The organism is Marivita sp. S6314, assembly GCF_023015985.1.
GTDB lineage: Bacteria > Pseudomonadota > Alphaproteobacteria > Rhodobacterales > Rhodobacteraceae > Marivita.
The window spans coordinates 669,022-685,433 of the sequence record NZ_JALKAO010000002.1; the positions used below are offsets into that span (position 1 = coordinate 669,022).

Below are 16,412 nucleotides of genomic sequence, written 5' to 3' on the forward strand. Positions count from 1 at the left end.
TGGCCCATGGTCAATCGCGCAAATCGTTTATGTCTTGACCTTACGGCCCGCTAAAGTTCAGTAGGTCGCAACCCTGCGCAGATAACGCCGCGCCAATTGGGAGGATCGGGTTTTGGCACAATCGTTGATCGATAAATTGCGCCAGACACTCGCGCCGCGTTCCGCGTCCCCGACGCCACCGAACGCACCCCACCAGCCTGCGCATCCCTACGATTTTAGCCACATCCCGTCGCCCTTGAAACGCCCGCCCACCTGTCAGGCGATGATGGTGGATGATCACAAGCTGATCTACCTGCCCATCGCCAAGAACGCGTGTTCCTCGCTCAAGCGGATGGTGGCCAGCCTGGGCGGTGTCGAACCGGAACCGGGCGAGGACATTCACCACAAACTGGACGCGAACAACACCGGGTTACAGTTCGAAGATCGCCCTGACCACGAGATCAGACTGGCCCTGTCCGACCCGTCCTGGATGCGTTTTGTGGCGATCCGGAACCCTCTGGACCGGCTGGTCAGCGTCTATGTCGAAAAGTTTGTCTATAACCGGAATATCCCCGGACAGGCGCCGACAATCGGCCCCGTCTATCAGGCGGTTTTGCAGAAAGACGACCTGACCCCCGAGGATTTCGATACAGGCCTGACCTTCCGGGAATTTGCCGAATACATCCTTGCCGAACAGCCCGAGCGACTGAACGCGCATTGGCGTCCGCAATCGGAATACTTCGGTCACATTCCCTTTACGCATGTGTATGACGTCAAACAGCTGGACAGGCTTGCCGATGACCTTCGGGCCCATATCGGTCAGGACATCGAACTCCCGCGCATGAATGTATCCCGCGAAAAAACCAGCGAACCCGTGTATCACAAATATGCACCTGACGCGCGGCCAGCGGACTTGCCCAATGCAAAAACGCTCAGCATCGAAAGCTTTCTTCCGCCCGGCCTTCGGGCGCGTCTGGAAGAGTATTTCGCGACCGATCTGACCCTGCACCACCTGGCGCAACGATCAAACAACTGACCTTTCGCGCCTGCCCTGCATTCCGTTGCGGCAGCCTCGCCCGGATCAGAGACAATACCCGGAAATTGGCAGGGATTGGCCACAATCCAGTCAAAGTCGAAATCTAAACCCTTCGGAAACCATACCGTGCAATTCCTGTACGGATGTGAATCGGGGTTTCGATGCTGGAATTCGATAACGTCAGCAAGTCGTTCTGGACGGGCTCGCACCGCAAGGTGATTCTCGACCGGGCGTCGTTCCGTGTCGACATCGGGCAGTCGCTGGGCATTCTGGCCCCGAACGGGACAGGAAAAACCACGCTGATCAAAATGATGGCGGGGCTCGAAAAACCTGACGAGGGCCAGATCCGCAAGACCAGCCGCGTGTCGTTCCCGTTGGGCTTCATGGGCGGCGTCGTGACCAAGCACACTGCGATGGAAAACTCGCGTTTTATCGCCCGGCTGTACGGGATCGATCCGGATTACGTCGAAGCCTATTGTCGCTGGCTCTGCGATCTTGGTGAATACTTCGACCAACCGCTGGGCACATATTCATCCGGTATGCGGGCGCGGTTCAGCTTTGCCCTGATGCTGGCGCTGGAATTTGACATCTACCTCGTGGATGAAGGCATGCCGACCTACACGGATGTCGAGTTTAACCGCAAGGCCGGTGACATCCTTGCCGAACGCCTGCGCACAACGACGATGATCATCGTCTCGCACCAACCCGAAACGCTGGCGCGGTTCGCCAACCGCGCCGCCGTCCTGCGCGACGGCCAGTTGCACATGTTCGACACCCTGGAAGAAGCGAAACAGCTCTATGACTATGAAACCCAAAGCTAAACGCTTCCGCATTCGTCGCAGCGCGACCGCCCCCACCTCCGGGCCGGGAAACGGTCAGGTGGCTGCAGCGGGGCATTCCCCATCGCAGTCCGCCTCGCGGGTCGAACCCGAACGCGTTGCACGGCCTGCGGATGGCGGTGTTGAAAAGGCCCTTGCCGCGATCCGCGAAGAAGGGCTGACCGGCCGCCAGTTGCGCATGGCCCGCCGGATCGCGCAGAAAAACGGCCTCAACCCGAATTCGGACTTCGAAGCGGTCTACCTGTTGCGCCTGAAGGGCATTGATCCCTTCCAGCGGGAAAACGCGCTTGATCTGATGGTGCCGGACGCCGCCAAGCCCAAGGCCAAGGCCAAGGCCAAGGCGAAAGACCCGTCACAACCGCTGGCGGTTCAGCCGCAATTGCCGCAAACCGTCAAGACGGACGCAAACACCCTGCCCGCCACGGACAGCCGAAGCCCGGCGGAACGCCGCGCACAGGAAATCACGGCCATTCAGAAAGACATGGCGCGCCGTCGGAACCGGCGTCTGCGCATGCTGTTCACCCGGCTGGCTGCATTTGTGTTCCTGCCCACAGTGATTGCAGGCTGGTACTTCTTTTCCGTGGCCACACCGATGTACGCCTCCAAGTCCGAGTTTCTGATCCTCAAGGCAGAAACCGCCGGCGGCGCGATGGGTGGGCTGTTTTCCGGCACCCAGTTTGCCACCAATCAAGACGCGATTGCGGTTCAAAGCTACCTGACCTCGAAGGACGCGATGCTGCGTCTGGACGGCGATGAGGGCTTCAAAGCGCATTTCTCGCAACCCGACATAGATCCGCTGCACCGGCTTGAGCCCGATGCGACGGCGGAAGACATGTTCAAACTGTACAAGAAATACGTACAGATCGGGTACGATCCGACCGAAGGTGTGATCCGCATGGAAGTCGCTGCGGCAAACCCGCAGATTGCCACCAATTTCTCGACCGCGCTGATCGGCTATGCCGAGGAACGGGTCGATAACCTGTCGGCCCGAAAACGGGAAAATGCCGTCAAGGACGCCCAACTCGGCCTGCAAGATGCCGAAGCGGCCCGCCGCGACGCGCAGGAACGGCTTGTCCGTCTGCAACAAGAAGGCACCGTTCTGGACCCGCGCGCCCGGATTTCGGCACTGCAGAGCCGGATCGAAACGGTCGAGACACAGATTCAAGACAAGAACCTGCAATTGCAGGCCCTGATGGACAACGCCCGTCCAAACCGGAGCCGCGTTGAAGGTGTCGAGGCCGACATCCGGCGGCTCGAAGCGCTGCGCGACGAGATCAACACCGAGATGACGCAGGCAACCGAAGGTGTCGGATCCCTTGCGGAAACCGCGGTCCAGATCCAGTTGGCCGAGGCAGATCTGGCCACCCGGGACATGATGCTGGCAGCAGCGCTTGAACGGCTTGATCAAGCCCGCCGCGACGCGGACAGCCAGGCACGCTATCTGACCACGTCTGTGTATCCGCTACCTTCGCAAGACCCGAGTTATCCAAGGTCGTTCGAAAACACCTTGCTGACCTTCCTTGTGTTCTCAGGCATCTACCTGCTGATCTCGCTGACCGCATCCATCCTGCGGGAACAGGTCGCAAACTAAGCACAAACTGACACAGGTGACATCCCGGATCGCGCGCCATATAAGGCGCGCGACTTCGCCTATGACAGATCAGAGGATCGACATGACCACCCTCGTTTTTGGACACAAATCCCCCGACACCGACAGCACCGGCAGCCCGATTATCTGGGCCTGGTACCTCAACCAGATCAAAGGCGAAGACGCCAAGCCAGTGCTTCTTGGCGAACCCAACACCGAAGCCGCGTTTGTGCTCAAGCACTGGGGTCTTGATAAGCCGGAAATCATCACGGATGTCGCGGCAGACCAGCCCGTTGTCATCGTCGACACCAACAATCCGGCGGAACTTCCTGACGCGATCAACAGCGCCGATATCCGCGGCATCATCGACCATCACAAGCTGGTCGGCGGTCTGGAAACAAAAGGCCCAATCGACATCCGCATCGAACCGCTGGCCTGCACCGCAACGATCATGTGGAAGATGATCGGCGACGATCTCGCGCAAGCGCCAAAAGGCGTCAAGGGTGCCATGCTGTCCTGCATCCTGTCCGATACGCTTGAATTCCGGTCCCCGACCACAACGCAGGAAGACAAAGCCATTGCGCATGCGCTGGCCGAAGATCTCGGCGTGTCGATCCCCGATTTCGCCGCTGACATGTTCGCCGCGAAATCCGACGTCTCGGCCTTTTCTGATGCCGAACTCCTGCGCATGGACAGCAAGGAATACCCGGTCGACGGCACCAAGTTCCGTGTCTCGGTACTGGAAACCACCAGCCCGGCGACCGTTCTCGACCGCAAGGACAGCCTGATGGCCACCATGTCTGATGTCGCTGCAGAAGACGGCGTTGATCAGGTGCTGCTCTTTGTCGTCGATATCCTGAACGAAGAAGCCACGCTGCTGGTGCCCAACGATCTGGTCAAGACCGTGGCCGAGAAGAGCTTTGACGCGTCGGTATCCGGTGACACGGTTGTGCTGCCCGGCGTGGTCAGCCGCAAGAAACAGATCATTCCAAACCTGAAGGTCTGATCTGACTTCAGATGGAACTCCGCCTTGGTCCGGAATTGGCAGGGATCGCCCTTGCCGTCTTGATTCTGATCAACGGCGCGACCTATCTGCTGTTTCTTTTCGACAAACGGCGCGCCATTGCCAATGAATGGCGCGCCTCCGAACGGCTTCTCTTGTTCTATGCCTTTATCGGAGGCTGGTTCGGCGCAAAGCTGGCGCAACGCCGGTTTCGGCACAAAACCCGGAAAGAACCGTTTCGCACACGGCTGAACCAGATCCCCGTGCTTTGGCTGCTAAGCGCCGCCGCGACCTGGTGGCTGACCAGAGGTTGACAGGCGCGCAGACAAAGCCCGTCCCAGACACCACAAAAGCAGACCCACCGACACCGGTCCGAAGATCAGGATCACATATGCATTGAGCTCAGTCACCCAAACGGCACCGGACGATGCAGCAAACACTGCAGCCGCAGCACCGGGCATCAGCAGCATCACCCAACTGCGACGCCACGGGACACGTGCCCACATAGACTGTGCAGACCGGGCCCCAAGAACCGCGATCACCGTAATCGCACAGGCCAAGGGGAGCACAAGGGACATCGGGAACATCACCCAGAGCGCACCGGCTCCAAACCCGACCACCACAATCCCGACCATACCCCACATGATCAGGTCACCCGTTGGCTTTGGCAGTTGCGCATTGGCAAGGATCAGATGCCCACCCGCAAACAGCGCAAAGGCAAACGGCACTTGGTCGAAAAACCGCGGACCGTCCTGATCGCTGCCCCAGAAATATGCCCCCCACAGCCCAAGAAAGGCCCCCAGACACAGGTTCATGACAACAAATGACGGCACACCGCGCGCCCAGAAATAGCGGTAGAGCCACAAGCCGATCAGGCCGGACACCACCCCGTGCCATGCCATGCTCGTCCAGATCAGCGTGAATGGAAGGGCGGAATAGAGTTCGAACACCGGGATGCCTTCAATGGCAAACCCCAGCAGCACCGCAGCAAGATACGCCCCGAGTGCACCACCTCCGCCCAGCCGCGCAACACTTAAAAACGCCGCATGCGCCGCAATCGCATAGAACACCACAAGCACTGGCAATCCTTGCAGATCCGCAATCGGGTAAAACCAAAGCTCTGACAGCGCTGCGAAAATTGCGCCCAGACCCACAAACACGCGAAGATGCCAGATGAGTGCCATCGTCCGATCCTGCGCCAAATCTGGTGACTGAACAACAGCAGGGGGTTGCGAACAGCCGTCGCTGCGGTATGCCAAGAGGATTGCAGGAGACCGCCCGTGACCCAGATCATCAACTCGCTCGCTGACATCGCCAACCGCTATGACGTGCTTCTGGTCGACTTATGGGGCTGCGTGCACAACGGCGTTCGCGCTTATGACGAAGCCGTCGCCGCGCTCAAAGGGTTCCGCCGCGGCGGCGGCACTGTTGTCCTGCTGACCAACGCGCCTCGCTCACGGCACGAAGTCGCCAAACAGCTGGTCCGTCTCAACGTTCCCGAAGAGGCATATGACACCATCGCCACAAGTGGCGACAGCGCGCGGGCGGCGATGTTTCAGGGCGCAGTGGGCGAAAAGGTCTGGTTCATGGGGCAACCCTTTGACGAATCCTTCTTCAAGGAACTCGAACTCATCAAGGATCCGGTGAAAATCGAACGGGTCGATCTGGAAGACGCCGAAGGCATCGTGTGTTGCGGCCCCTTCGACCCCCATGCCGATCCCGCCGTCAATCGCCCGCAGTTCCTTTATGCCAAGCAAAAAGGGCTGAAACTGCTCTGCGCCAATCCGGACATCGTCGTCGACCGTGGCGACACCCGTGAGTGGTGCGCCGGCGCGTTGGCGCAGCTTTACACGGAAATGGGCGGCGAAAGCCTCTATTTTGGCAAGCCGCATCCGCCGATCTATGATCTGGCACGCAGGCGGTTGTCCGAGCTGGGCAAAGACGTGGATCCGTCCCGGATCCTGGCCATCGGCGATGGCCCGCACACCGATATTGACGGGGCGATGGGCGAAGACATCGACGCGCTGTTCATCACAGGCGGTCTTGCGGCGCGCGAAACCGGAACAGTCACACAACCGGACCCGGCATTGCTGGATGCGTATCTTGTCAAGGAACGCATCTCACCGCAGTTCAGCATCGGCTTCCTGCGCTGATCCCACCTCCACCGAAACGGTGGGCGGCGGACGGTTTGCGCATTGCGGCAAAGCCCTTTCGATCCTCTTCTCGTGACGATTTGCACCAGCCACACAGCGGCGCAAATCGGCGGATGTGTGGCGTGACCCCACAGCTTTTCAGCCCCAACCCGCAAAAACCGTTGCGGATTCGCCAGAAAACTCCGGGACGCGGCAATCCGACACTTGATTTTCTGCAGTCGCAAAGTAATAAAGTTTCCAATCAGGGCGCTTGAGATATCTTTTATTACTCTACGGCCCGGGAGTGGAGTGAATATGTTGGATAACCTGCCACGCGGAACGATCTGCATCGAAGACATCGAAATGGGCATGTCCCGTTACCTGCGCAAAGAGGTGACGGACATGGATATCGAGATGTTTGCTCAAATCTCGACCGATCGGAACCCTGTGCATCTTGACGATGATTACGCGCAGGACACGATCTTCGAAGGCCGCATTGCGCACGGCATGCTGACGGCGGGGCTGATCTCGGCTGTGATCGGGGAACAACTGCCCGGACATGGTGCTGTCTATCTGGGTCAGTCGCTGAAATTCCTGGCCCCCGTGCGCCCGGGCGACGTTGTCTATGCCGAGGTCAAGGTGGTCGACATCGACATTGCCAAACGCCGCGTGACGCTGGATTGTCACTGCTCGGTCGATGGCAAAAAGGTGTTGATCGGCGAAGCCAAGGTTCTGGCCCCTTCCCGCAAATTCGACTGAGTTTTCGGCGCGCGAAGACGCGTCGACGCGTCTTCGATTTTCCGACATCGGAAAATCCCCCGGCAGTCCGGTCTTGGGATTGCACTGACCGAATGCCCCCGCTAGTCCTGCCCGCATGAAAATCGTCCGGGATTATCAATTCGTGTCGCCCAGCGACAAAGGGGCCACCGTCGCGATCGGCAATTTCGATGGCGTTCATTGCGGCCATCAGGCTGTCATCGCGCAGGCCCGCGCCGCCGCACCCGACGCGCCATTGGGTGTCCTGACGTTCGAGCCGCACCCGCGCGAATATTTTGCCCCCGACGCCCCCGCCTTCCGCTTGATGAGCGCCGAAGCCCGCACGACCCGGCTGCGCAAACTGGGTGTCGATATCCTGTATGAGCTGACCTTCAACACCCAGCTGGCCGAACTGTCACCACAGGAGTTTGCGCGCACGGTGATCGCGGACGGGCTTGGGTTGCGCCACGTCGTCGTTGGTGCCGATTTCTGCTTTGGCAAGGCCCGTGCCGGCACGGTGGAGGATCTTGTTGCCTTCGGCAAAGACCTTGGCTTTGGCGTGACCGTGGCGGATCTTGTCGCCTCACCGGCGGGGCCAGTGTCGTCGACCGCGATCCGCACCGCGTTGTCCGAGGGCAATCCGCATCTTGCCGCAGAAATGCTGGGGCACTGGCATCGCATTGAAGGCCCCGTGATCAGTGGCGAACAGCGCGGGCGCGATTTGGGCTATCCGACCGCCAACATGTCCATCGACGGCTTGCACCCTCCGAAATTCGGCGTCTATGCGGTGCTTGTCGATGTGCTGGACGGCCCCCATGCCGGGTCTTATCACGGTGCGGCTTCACTTGGGGTACGTCCGATGTTCGGCGAAAACCGCGCCAACCTGGAAACGTTCATCTTCGATTTCAGCGGTGATCTTTACGGCGCGACGGTCTCGGTCGCGCTGGTGGAATTTTTGCGCCCTGAGCTCAAGTTCGACAGCCTTGAAGCGCTGATCACCCAGATGGATGCCGACTGCGCCAAGGCCCGGAGCATTCTGAGCGCGTTATGAGCAAGGATCCAATCGACCGCGCCGGGCTTGCCCCAAGATTCTGGGAACGCAAGGCGCTCAAGGATCTGTCGCAAGCCGAATGGGAAGCGCTTTGCGATGGTTGCGGCAAATGCTGCCTGAACAAGCTGGAAGACGAAGACACCGGGCATGTCGAACTCACCCGCGTGGCCTGCCGATTGTTTGACGACAGCACCTGCCGATGCGCGCAATACGAGATCCGCCACCAGTTCGTGCCCGAATGCATCGTGCTGAAACCCACCAATATTGATGATCACGCCTATTGGATGCCCCAAACCTGCGCCTACCGGCTGCTCTGGGAAGGCAAACCGCTGTTTGACTGGCATCCGCTGATCTCGGGCACGCCGCAATCGGTGCATGACGCAGGCGTGTCGGTCAAAGACCAGACCGTGCCGGAATTCGAAGTCCACGAAGATGATTGGGAAGATCACATCATCGAGGAGCCCATCTGATGTATTTCGCCTCTGACAATCGCGGACCGGTTCCGCAGGAAATTCTTGATGCGCTGACTGCGGCAAATACCGGCTACACGGGCGGCTATGGCAGCGAAGATCTGATGACCACCGTGCGCCAGCAGGTGCGGGATGTCTTTGAAGCCCCTGACGCCGAGGTGTTTCTGGTCACCACCGGCACGGCCGCCAATGCGTTGGCACTGGCCACGCTCGTTGATCCTTATGACACGGTGTTTTGCTCAAAGCTGGCCCATGTGCATATGGACGAATGCAACGCACCCGAGTTTTTCACCGGCGGTGCAAAGCTGACCCTCGTGGGCGACGGTGACAAACTCACGCCGGAAGCGTTGAAACACGCGATCGAAGAGGAAGAAAACCGGGGTGTGCACGGGCCACAACGGGGGGCCGTGACCATCACGCAAGTGACCGAACGTGGCAATGTCTACAGCCTCGCGGAACTTAGCGCCCTGTGCCAGACCGCCAAATCCTATGGCCTTCCCGTGCATCTTGACGGGGCCCGGTTTGCCAATGCGGCGGTCGCGCTGGACTGTACGGCGGCCGAGATGTCGTGGAAGCTTGGCGTCGACGCGGTCAGTTTTGGCGGCACCAAGAACGGACTGCTCGGGGTCGAAGCGGTTGTGCTTTTTGACAAAACCAAGGCACGCGAATTTGAACTGCGCCGCAAACGCGGCGGGCATCTGCTGTCAAAACACCGCTACCTATCGGCCCAGATGCACGCCTACCTCACCAATGATCTCTGGCGCAGGCTGGCGCGCGCCGCCAATGACAATGCGCAGTATCTTCTGAACGGCCTGACAAAACGCGCTGACATTCACATCGTCAACGCGGTGCAGGCAAACATGATCTATTTCGAAGCGCCCCGCGCGCTCCATCAATCGCTGCAAGCCGAAGGCCTCGACTACGACGTGCAAGGCGGCGACCTTCACACCGGTCCCTCAGAAATGCTGTTGCTGGGGCGGTTTGTCTGTGACTGGGGGTTGCCCAAACAGGACATCGACCGATTTCTTAACCATCTGGACCGTCAATGAAAAAGGGCTCCCGAGGAGGAGCCCTTACTGGTTACCGTATCGTGAGAAACTAAGAGAGACGTTAATTGTACTGGAAATGCAGCGCATAGCTGCCATCTTCGAACGCGCCGAACAGGTCGGGCACGTCGGGGTGTTCCACAGGCTCACCGGAATAGTCCGCGATCAGGTTCTGCTCTGACACGTAGGCCACGTAGAAGCTCTGATCATTTTCAGCCAGAAGGTGATAAAACGGCTGCTCTTTTGCAGGCCGACTGTCCGCCGGGATGGCTTCGTACCATTCCTCGGTGTTGTTGAATTCCGGGTCGACATCAAACACCACGCCCCGAAAGGGATGTCTGCGGTGGCGTACGACCTGTCCAATATTGTATTTTGCGCGTTGTCTGATCATGAGTCCTGTCCGTTGCCACATACCTGCCCGATTTTCGTCTAATTGTCCAATTAACGCGCCGCGAATCCGGGAAACAGTTTGTGTAATAAATTGAGACAGGGTGACAAGCGGAGAAACGCCGACGCTGAAATGACGGGAAATGTGATTTCCCCCTGCCCGAGTTTGCGTTACACTCACGGCAACCCGAAAGGCAGAAAAACTGCCTTCGAATGATAAGCGAGAGGCAGATGAGCAGACTCTTTCGCGCCTTGGTGATTGTTTTGCTGGCGGCCTCTTGTGGGGGCGGCGGCGGCACGTCGGCGCCTAGAAACTTGGATAATGCGTGTTCCATCCTCCAACAGCGCCCCGGCTATATAACGGCCTTCCGCGCGGCGGAACGCAAATGGGGTGTGCCGGTGCATGTGCAGATGGCCTCCATGTATCAAGAGAGCAAATTCAAGTCGGATGCGCGCACGCCATTTCGCTACACACTGGGCGTGATCCCGATGGGTCGGCAAAGCTCCGCCTACGGTTACAGTCAGGCGCTTGATGGCACATGGCAGGAATACAAGGACGATCAGGGACGGCGCAGCGCCCGGCGCAACAACATTCGCGACGCGGCGGACTTCATGGGATGGTACATGGCCGAATCAAACCGTCGTCTTGGTATCTCGTTGAACGACGCCCGCAACCAGTACCTTGCCTATCACGAGGGCCGCACCGGCTTTTCCCGTGGCAGCTACAACCGCAAAGCATGGCTCTTGCGCGTGGCCGACGAGGTGGCGGCGCGGTCCATCACCTATCAAAGCCAACTCGCCGCGTGTCGGCGTCTGCGATAAGCCGCCGTCTACCCAGCGCGCCGCACCGGATCGGAGCGCGGTGCCGTCTGACTGGACGCAAGGCGCGTCTTCCCGTACATAGTCCGGACTTGATCCGTCTTTGAGGACAGACCCATGGTGACCCCGTCCAAGGGCTGAATGCCCGCTGAACAACTAGAGCCTGACGCTCTCTTTCTGGACTTTGTGCCGGGCAATGGCCGGGCAGGTGACCCATGACATTCCAATCCAACACGCTTCCGGCGTCCACGCGCGCCGAAATCTGGCCCCTTATCCGCCTGTCCGTGCCCCTGATGGTCGGGCTGGCCGCCGCATTGCTGATCGGTGTGGTCGACACCGCGATGATCTCTCCGCTGGGCACCGTGCCTTTGGCCGCGGCGGGGATCACAACCGCTGTGCTGATCGTCGTGATCTCGGCGCTCTGGGGCGTGATCACGGTGATCTCAGTGCAGATCAGCCAGGCCGAAGGCGCACGTGATCCCAAACGCGTGGCCCTCGCGCTGCGCAGCGGGTTGGTGCTGTGCCTGCTGGGGGGCAGCAGCGGAATGCTGTTGATGCTGGCCATCTATCCATTGCTCGGCCCGCTTGGTCAGCCCGACGAAGTGCTGGCGATCCTGCTGCCATACTGGGTGTCGATGGCGGTCTGGATGGTGCCCTTCACCCTGTTCTTCGGCCTGAAATCCCTGTTCGACGCGGTGGGGCGCCCCTGGACTGCGGTGGCCCTGTCCTACGTGGGGGTGGTGATCAATATCCCGGCGAATTACGCGTTTATCCATGTGTTTGGGTGGGGCATCCTTGGGGCTGGCCTGGCCAGCATCCTGTCGCAAACCCTGTCGCTGGTCGCGGCAGGTGTCGTTCTTGTTCGCGCCCCGGCGATGGCCTCTTTCCGTCAAACGGTGTCGGTGGCGTGGTCCGACGTCTGGACCCAGTTCAAGGACGCGCTTCCCCTGTGTCTGGGCTATGCCGGCGAAGGCGGAGCGTATGCTGTTGTCGGTTTGATGATGGGATGGCTTGGCGCGGAAGCCCTGGCCGCCCACCAGATCGTCAACGCGCTGGCCGGGGTGGCCTATATGATCCCCCTCGGCATGGCCGGAGCGGCCTCTATCCGCATCGGTCTCGCGGTCGGAGGCGATCAACGCGACCGATTGCGATCCATCCTGAAGGCCTCGATCCTGATCGTGACGGTCTGGCAGGCCCTGTCGGCCGCATTGTTCATATTGGCCGGACGGACGTTGGCAGAAACAATGTCGACCGACCCCGCAGTGATCGAACTGGCCGTTTTGCTGTTCCTGATGGTCGCCCTGCTGCAGGTGGCAGACGGCATTCAGGGCACGGCCCTCGGCGCATTGCGCGGCATGTCGGATATGAACACGCCCACGGCAATCACCCTGATAGCCTATTGGCCGCTTGCCTTGCCCGCCTGTTACCTTTTGGGCTTTATCCTTGATCTTGGCGCGGTCGGCATATGGTTGGGCTACACTCTGGGACTGGTCGTCGCGGCCATTGCCCTGCCCGCGCGCTTCTGGTGGCTGACATCGGTGCGCCGGGAATAACCCCGGCGCGCCGTCAAAACCACTACTGGTTTGCCAGCCGCTCTGCTTCGATATTGAACAAGCGGTTCGGAAGCTGCTTGCGCTCCAGCGCGCCCAGAATAACGGTTGTCTGGCTGCCACCGTCATCGGTGATGATCCACTGGCGCAATTCAATCGGATTGCCGGTAAACTTCAGCTGGATACTGCCATATTCCGGATGGTCGGGGTCTTGCGCGGTCACTGTCGTTGCGGTGCCGTCATAGCCATGCGCCGTAACCATGTTCGCGCGCGACAGATCCACGTTGCGCGCAAGGATCAAGCCCAACGGCGTCCGGTTCAACGGATAGGATTCCGGATCGCCCCCCAGTTTCTTGTCAAACACCACAACCGCATTGTTGTTGGCCATCACCAGCGCCTGTTCGGGCGGATTGTATTCAAACCGCACCTTGCCGGGACGCCGTAGGTAGATGGTGCCGGTTGAAATCGTGCCATCCGCGTTGATCTGGGTGAAACTGCCCTCAGCGCTGGTCAGCTGGTTGAGGTAAGTCGAAAGGCTGTTGAGCGGGATTTGTTGCGCCATGGCCGGAGCGGCGGTCAGCACAAGGGTGGCCAGAAGGGCAAGAAAACGCATGAGTGTGGTCCTGTCTGCTCGGAACTCTTGGACCCTATATGGCAGCGGACCGGATGTTATGCGATAGCACCGGGGATTTTTGCCGATCAGATCCGCGTGTGCCGGGCTGAAGCCCGGCCTACAGCCGGCCTACCGACGCGCATAGCGTAGGCCGGGCTTCAGCCCAGCACGCGTTTATTGCTCCGGCACCAGAATTTCGCGTTTGCCCACATGGTTGGCGGCGGACACGACACCCTGATCTTCCATCTGTTCCACCAGACGCGCGGCCTTGTTGTAGCCGATCGCCAGCTTGCGCTGGATATAGGAGGTGGAGCACTTGCGATCCCGGATCACGATACCAACCGCCTGATCGTAGAGGGCATCTTCGCCGTCGGTATTCCCCCCGGTGTTCAAGCCCAGCACAGCGTCGATGTTTTCGGCCTTTTCGTCATCCGGGCCTTGCACCACGCCACTCACGTATTCGGGTGGGCCGAATGCCTTGAGGTGCGTGACGATTTCCTCGACCTCTTCATCCGACACAAATGGCCCGTGACAGCGCGTGATCTTGGCACCACCCGCCATATAGAGCATATCGCCCTGCCCCAGCAGCTGCTCCGCGCCCATTTCGCCAAGGATCGTGCGGCTGTCGATCTTGGAGGTGACCTGGAAACTGATCCGCGTCGGGAAGTTCGCTTTGATCGTGCCGGTGATCACATCCACCGACGGACGCTGCGTGGCCATGATCAAGTGGATGCCCGACGCCCGCGCCATCTGGGCAAGTCGCTGGATACACGCTTCGATCTCTTTGCCCGCAACCATCATCAGGTCGGCCATCTCGTCGACGATAACCACGATATAAGGCATCTTGACGGGCTGGATTTCCTCGGTCTCGAAAATCGGTTCCCCGGTTTCGTCGTCAAACCCGGTCTGGACCGTCCGTTCGAACATCTCGTTCCTGGCCAGCGCGTCAGCAACGCGGCCGTTATACCCGTCAATGTTCCGCACGCCCATCTTGGACATCTTGCGATAGCGGTCTTCCATCTCGCCCACGACCCATTTCAGCGCGACAACCGCTTTTTTCGGGTCGGTCACAACCGGCGACAGCAAATGCGGGATGCCATCATAGACACTAAGTTCCAGCATCTTTGGGTCGATCATCACAAGCCGCAGATCCGCAGGGGTCAGCTTGTAGAGCAGCGACAGGATCATCGTGTTGATGGCCACGGATTTACCGGACCCGGTGGTCCCCGCGATCAGCAGGTGGGGCATCTTGGCAAGATTGGCGACAACCGGATCACCGCCGATATCCTTGCCCAGCGCAAGCGGCAGTTTCTGCGTGCCATCGCCATAGTCCCGCGCCGACAGGATTTCGCGGAACGACACCATTTCGCGGTTTTCATTGGGCAGTTCGATGCCGATCACCGACCGTCCGGGCACCGTCGACACACGCGCCGACAGCGCTGACATCGACCGCGCGATGTCGTCGGCAAGGCCGATCACACGCGACGCTTTCAAACCCGGCGCGGGTTCGAGTTCGTACATCGTGACCACCGGACCGGGGCGGACCGACACGATCTCGCCCTTCACCCCGTAGTCATCCAGAACCGCCTCCAGCATCCGCGCGTTTTCTTCCAACGCTTCATCACTCAGATGATGCCGTTCGATATTTGCCGGATCCATCAACAGGCCCAGCGGCGGCAGTTCGTAATCGGCATCCCGGTCTTCAAACTGCAATTGCGGCTGCGCTTCCTGCTGCGCGCGTTTCGACGGTTGCAGCGGCTTGCGCGTCGGTTGTTGCACCACCTTCTTGGCCTGCGGCTGCGGCACAGGGGCCGGGCTGGGGGACGTCGGTGTAAACGCCTGTGCGTCATCGCCGTAATCATCCCAGTCAGCCATGTCTTCAAAGATGTTCTCTTCGGGCTCATCCACCATCTGCGGCGCGGCAGGTGTCCGCACAGTCTGCGGCTGCGCTGTCACCGGTGGTTCCGCCCGAAGCGGCGCAGCGGCACGCGCGGTCACTGGCGGTTCGGGTGGCAAGGCTGGTTTTGGCGGCACGATCAACGGATCAGGGCCACGACCCCGCCCCTTGGTCAGCGGCGCGTGCGCCGCCGAGGTCACGGCTGTGCTTTGGCGAACCCGGGTCTTGATCGCATCGGCAATCTTGGCGCGCACGCGATCATCCCCCGGCAAGGCTTCGGGCAATTCCCCCCCCGGATAGGTTTCCACCAATTCCGGCTCGGGATCGGCCCGACGGATCAGGGATGGCATCTTGGCCAGAAAGCCGGTTTTTTGCGGCTGGACCTGGGGTTCGGGTGCGTCTGCGAAACTGTCCTCTGGCTGAACCGGCGATGCGACAGGCGGAGCAACACGTGTCACGCGTGGCTCTGCCACAACAGCGTCCTGTGCGGCCGCCCATTCAGCGGCTTCCGCCTCTTCCTGCGCGCGAATGGCTCGGCGCTCGGCATTTTTGGCCTGCATCTGACGTGCGGCCCCAACCGCCCCAGAGGCCCCTTTGCCCAAGAGCGACAAGAGCGTGGCGTAAACCATGATCACGCCCACCAGCAGGAAACGGGCCAAACGGGCCAGCTCGACCCGGGTGAACCCAAGGACAAACGCCCCCATGACCAGAACAATGCCGCCCAGCAGCACCATCATCAGCTTCAGCGCCAGCGTCGTGCCCAAGGGCAGGATCGTCAGCACCGATCCCATCATCATGTCGCCAAAAAGGCCGCCCAGACCAAAACTATGGGTCCAGGCGCTGCTTTCCGGCACGCCAGCCGCGTAAACCGCCGCCAGCGCCACCCAGATCGGCGCAAAGATCAGACAGGTCAGCGCGCGCTCTTCGCCCTTGTGCAGCGCAAACCGCGCACCCCAGACCAACAGCACAAGCGCCAGACCCCAGCTTGCCCAGCCAACGATCATGAACAAAGGCGCCGCAACCGAGGCCCCCGGGCGACCCAGCCAATTCTGCACCGGCGCATCGGTCGCAGACAGCCAGCTCGGGTCTTGCGGCGAATAGGAATAGATCATCATCGCCGCCATCGCGCCCAGCGCCATGAGCACAAAGCCCGCAAGCTCTTTGCCGCGTTTTTCAATCGCGGCCTGCATATTGCTGTCAAAAAGAGGGTCTCGCCCCCGCGCCTGGTATGCCATTGCTCGCCTCT

The 16,412-nt window shown here is 60.2% G+C and carries 16 protein-coding genes; 12 read left to right on the top strand and 4 right to left on the bottom strand.

What is annotated here, in order from left to right; all coding sequences use genetic code 11:
- The first annotated feature begins 124 nt into the window (after positions 1 to 124).
- The 5 genes from MWU54_RS07800 (at position 125) to MWU54_RS07820 (ending at position 4,759) form a co-directional block, all read left to right on the top strand.
- Positions 125 to 1,015 carry a sulfotransferase family 2 domain-containing protein gene (locus tag MWU54_RS07800; RefSeq protein ID WP_247081927.1) on the top strand — a complete coding sequence of 297 codons (891 nt, stop codon included), beginning with the start codon at positions 125 to 127 and terminating at the stop codon, positions 1,013 to 1,015.
- 161 nt (positions 1,016 to 1,176) lie between these two features.
- Positions 1,177 to 1,836 carry an ATP-binding cassette domain-containing protein gene (locus MWU54_RS07805; RefSeq protein ID WP_247081929.1) on the top strand — a complete coding sequence of 220 codons (660 nt, stop codon included), beginning with the start codon at positions 1,177 to 1,179 and terminating at the stop codon, positions 1,834 to 1,836.
- The gene (locus MWU54_RS07810; protein WP_247081931.1) at positions 1,814 to 3,445 is read left to right on the top strand and encodes a capsule biosynthesis protein; all 1,632 of its coding nucleotides are present in this window, start codon (positions 1,814 to 1,816) and stop codon (positions 3,443 to 3,445) included. Before MWU54_RS07805 ends, MWU54_RS07810 begins: the two co-directional genes overlap by 23 nt.
- An 82-nt stretch (positions 3,446 to 3,527) precedes the next feature.
- Positions 3,528 to 4,448: a manganese-dependent inorganic pyrophosphatase gene (locus MWU54_RS07815; protein WP_247081934.1), complete on the top strand. Its 921-nt coding sequence runs from the start codon at positions 3,528 to 3,530 to the stop codon at positions 4,446 to 4,448.
- A gap of 11 nt (positions 4,449 to 4,459) precedes the next feature.
- Positions 4,460 to 4,759 carry a DUF1294 domain-containing protein gene (locus tag MWU54_RS07820; protein ID WP_247081936.1) on the top strand — a complete coding sequence of 100 codons (300 nt, stop codon included), beginning with the start codon at positions 4,460 to 4,462 and terminating at the stop codon, positions 4,757 to 4,759.
- Here MWU54_RS07820 and MWU54_RS07825 read toward each other — a convergent pair.
- Positions 4,721 to 5,629 carry a hypothetical protein gene (locus MWU54_RS07825; protein ID WP_247081938.1) on the bottom strand — a complete coding sequence of 303 codons (909 nt, stop codon included), beginning with the start codon at positions 5,627 to 5,629 and terminating at the stop codon, positions 4,721 to 4,723. The two genes, MWU54_RS07820 and MWU54_RS07825, sit on opposite strands and share 39 nt — an antisense overlap.
- Positions 5,630 to 5,725: 96 nt before the next feature.
- Between MWU54_RS07825 and MWU54_RS07830 the strand changes: the two genes are divergently transcribed.
- From MWU54_RS07830 to MWU54_RS07850, 5 genes are all read left to right on the top strand, one after another.
- On the top strand, positions 5,726 to 6,598 hold the full coding sequence (locus MWU54_RS07830) for a TIGR01459 family HAD-type hydrolase (RefSeq protein WP_247081940.1): 873 nt from the start codon (positions 5,726 to 5,728) through the stop codon (positions 6,596 to 6,598).
- A gap of 294 nt (positions 6,599 to 6,892) precedes the next feature.
- The gene (locus tag MWU54_RS07835) at positions 6,893 to 7,336 is read left to right on the top strand and encodes a MaoC family dehydratase (protein ID WP_247081942.1); all 444 of its coding nucleotides are present in this window, start codon (positions 6,893 to 6,895) and stop codon (positions 7,334 to 7,336) included.
- Positions 7,337 to 7,451: 115 nt separating this feature from the next.
- Complete coding sequence (locus MWU54_RS07840; protein ID WP_247081944.1) at positions 7,452 to 8,384, top strand: bifunctional riboflavin kinase/FAD synthetase; 933 nt, start codon at positions 7,452 to 7,454, stop codon at positions 8,382 to 8,384.
- Entirely contained in the window at positions 8,381 to 8,854 is a 474-nt protein-coding gene (locus tag MWU54_RS07845; RefSeq protein ID WP_247081946.1) for a YcgN family cysteine cluster protein, read from the top strand. Before MWU54_RS07840 ends, MWU54_RS07845 begins: the two co-directional genes overlap by 4 nt.
- Positions 8,854 to 9,903, top strand: coding sequence for a beta-eliminating lyase-related protein (locus MWU54_RS07850; RefSeq protein WP_247081948.1), 1,050 nt, complete (start codon positions 8,854 to 8,856; stop codon positions 9,901 to 9,903). Before MWU54_RS07845 ends, MWU54_RS07850 begins: the two co-directional genes overlap by 1 nt.
- Before the next feature lie 61 nt (positions 9,904 to 9,964).
- On the opposite strand, the gene hspQ is transcribed toward MWU54_RS07850, so the two are convergent.
- Positions 9,965 to 10,291 carry a heat shock protein HspQ gene (gene hspQ, locus MWU54_RS07855; protein WP_247081950.1) on the bottom strand — a complete coding sequence of 109 codons (327 nt, stop codon included), beginning with the start codon at positions 10,289 to 10,291 and terminating at the stop codon, positions 9,965 to 9,967.
- Between the two features lie 227 nt (positions 10,292 to 10,518).
- On the opposite strand from hspQ, the gene MWU54_RS07860 reads away from it, so the two are divergent.
- Together MWU54_RS07860 and MWU54_RS07865 are read left to right on the top strand one after the other, a co-directional pair.
- The gene (locus MWU54_RS07860; RefSeq protein WP_247081952.1) at positions 10,519 to 11,109 is read left to right on the top strand and encodes a transglycosylase SLT domain-containing protein; all 591 of its coding nucleotides are present in this window, start codon (positions 10,519 to 10,521) and stop codon (positions 11,107 to 11,109) included.
- Positions 11,110 to 11,321: 212 nt separating this feature from the next.
- Positions 11,322 to 12,659: an MATE family efflux transporter gene (locus MWU54_RS07865; protein ID WP_247081954.1), complete on the top strand. Its 1,338-nt coding sequence runs from the start codon at positions 11,322 to 11,324 to the stop codon at positions 12,657 to 12,659.
- A gap of 22 nt (positions 12,660 to 12,681) precedes the next feature.
- Here the strand turns inward: MWU54_RS07865 and MWU54_RS07870 are convergent, their stop codons facing one another.
- Together MWU54_RS07870 and MWU54_RS07875 are read right to left on the bottom strand one after the other, a co-directional pair.
- Positions 12,682 to 13,269 carry an outer membrane lipoprotein carrier protein LolA gene (locus tag MWU54_RS07870; RefSeq protein ID WP_247081956.1) on the bottom strand — a complete coding sequence of 196 codons (588 nt, stop codon included), beginning with the start codon at positions 13,267 to 13,269 and terminating at the stop codon, positions 12,682 to 12,684.
- A 174-nt stretch (positions 13,270 to 13,443) separates the two neighbouring features.
- Complete coding sequence (locus MWU54_RS07875; RefSeq protein ID WP_247081958.1) at positions 13,444 to 16,401, bottom strand: DNA translocase FtsK 4TM domain-containing protein; 2,958 nt, start codon at positions 16,399 to 16,401, stop codon at positions 13,444 to 13,446.
- Positions 16,402 to 16,412 lie beyond the last annotated feature (11 nt).

Excerpts from the sequence above, each read along its gene's own strand:
- MWU54_RS07815 (WP_247081934.1), top strand. The coding sequence starts at position 3,528 with ATGACCACCCTCGTTTTTGGACACAAATCCCCCGACACCGACAGCACC.
- MWU54_RS07805 (WP_247081929.1), top strand. The coding sequence starts at position 1,177 with ATGCTGGAATTCGATAACGTCAGCAAGTCGTTCTGGACGGGCTCGCAC.
- MWU54_RS07840 (WP_247081944.1), top strand. The coding sequence starts at position 7,452 with ATGAAAATCGTCCGGGATTATCAATTCGTGTCGCCCAGCGACAAAGGG.
- MWU54_RS07875 (WP_247081958.1), bottom strand. The coding sequence starts at position 16,401 with ATGGCATACCAGGCGCGGGGGCGAGACCCTCTTTTTGACAGCAATATG.
- MWU54_RS07825 (WP_247081938.1), bottom strand. The coding sequence starts at position 5,629 with ATGGCACTCATCTGGCATCTTCGCGTGTTTGTGGGTCTGGGCGCAATT.
- MWU54_RS07850 (WP_247081948.1), top strand. The coding sequence starts at position 8,854 with ATGTATTTCGCCTCTGACAATCGCGGACCGGTTCCGCAGGAAATTCTT.
- MWU54_RS07845 (WP_247081946.1), top strand. The coding sequence starts at position 8,381 with ATGAGCAAGGATCCAATCGACCGCGCCGGGCTTGCCCCAAGATTCTGG.
- MWU54_RS07820 (WP_247081936.1), top strand. The coding sequence starts at position 4,460 with ATGGAACTCCGCCTTGGTCCGGAATTGGCAGGGATCGCCCTTGCCGTC.
- MWU54_RS07835 (WP_247081942.1), top strand. The coding sequence starts at position 6,893 with ATGTTGGATAACCTGCCACGCGGAACGATCTGCATCGAAGACATCGAA.
- MWU54_RS07860 (WP_247081952.1), top strand. The coding sequence starts at position 10,519 with ATGAGCAGACTCTTTCGCGCCTTGGTGATTGTTTTGCTGGCGGCCTCT.
- MWU54_RS07865 (WP_247081954.1), top strand. The coding sequence starts at position 11,322 with ATGACATTCCAATCCAACACGCTTCCGGCGTCCACGCGCGCCGAAATC.
- MWU54_RS07870 (WP_247081956.1), bottom strand. The coding sequence starts at position 13,269 with ATGCGTTTTCTTGCCCTTCTGGCCACCCTTGTGCTGACCGCCGCTCCG.
- MWU54_RS07810 (WP_247081931.1), top strand. The coding sequence starts at position 1,814 with ATGACTATGAAACCCAAAGCTAAACGCTTCCGCATTCGTCGCAGCGCG.
- hspQ (WP_247081950.1), bottom strand. The coding sequence starts at position 10,291 with ATGATCAGACAACGCGCAAAATACAATATTGGACAGGTCGTACGCCAC.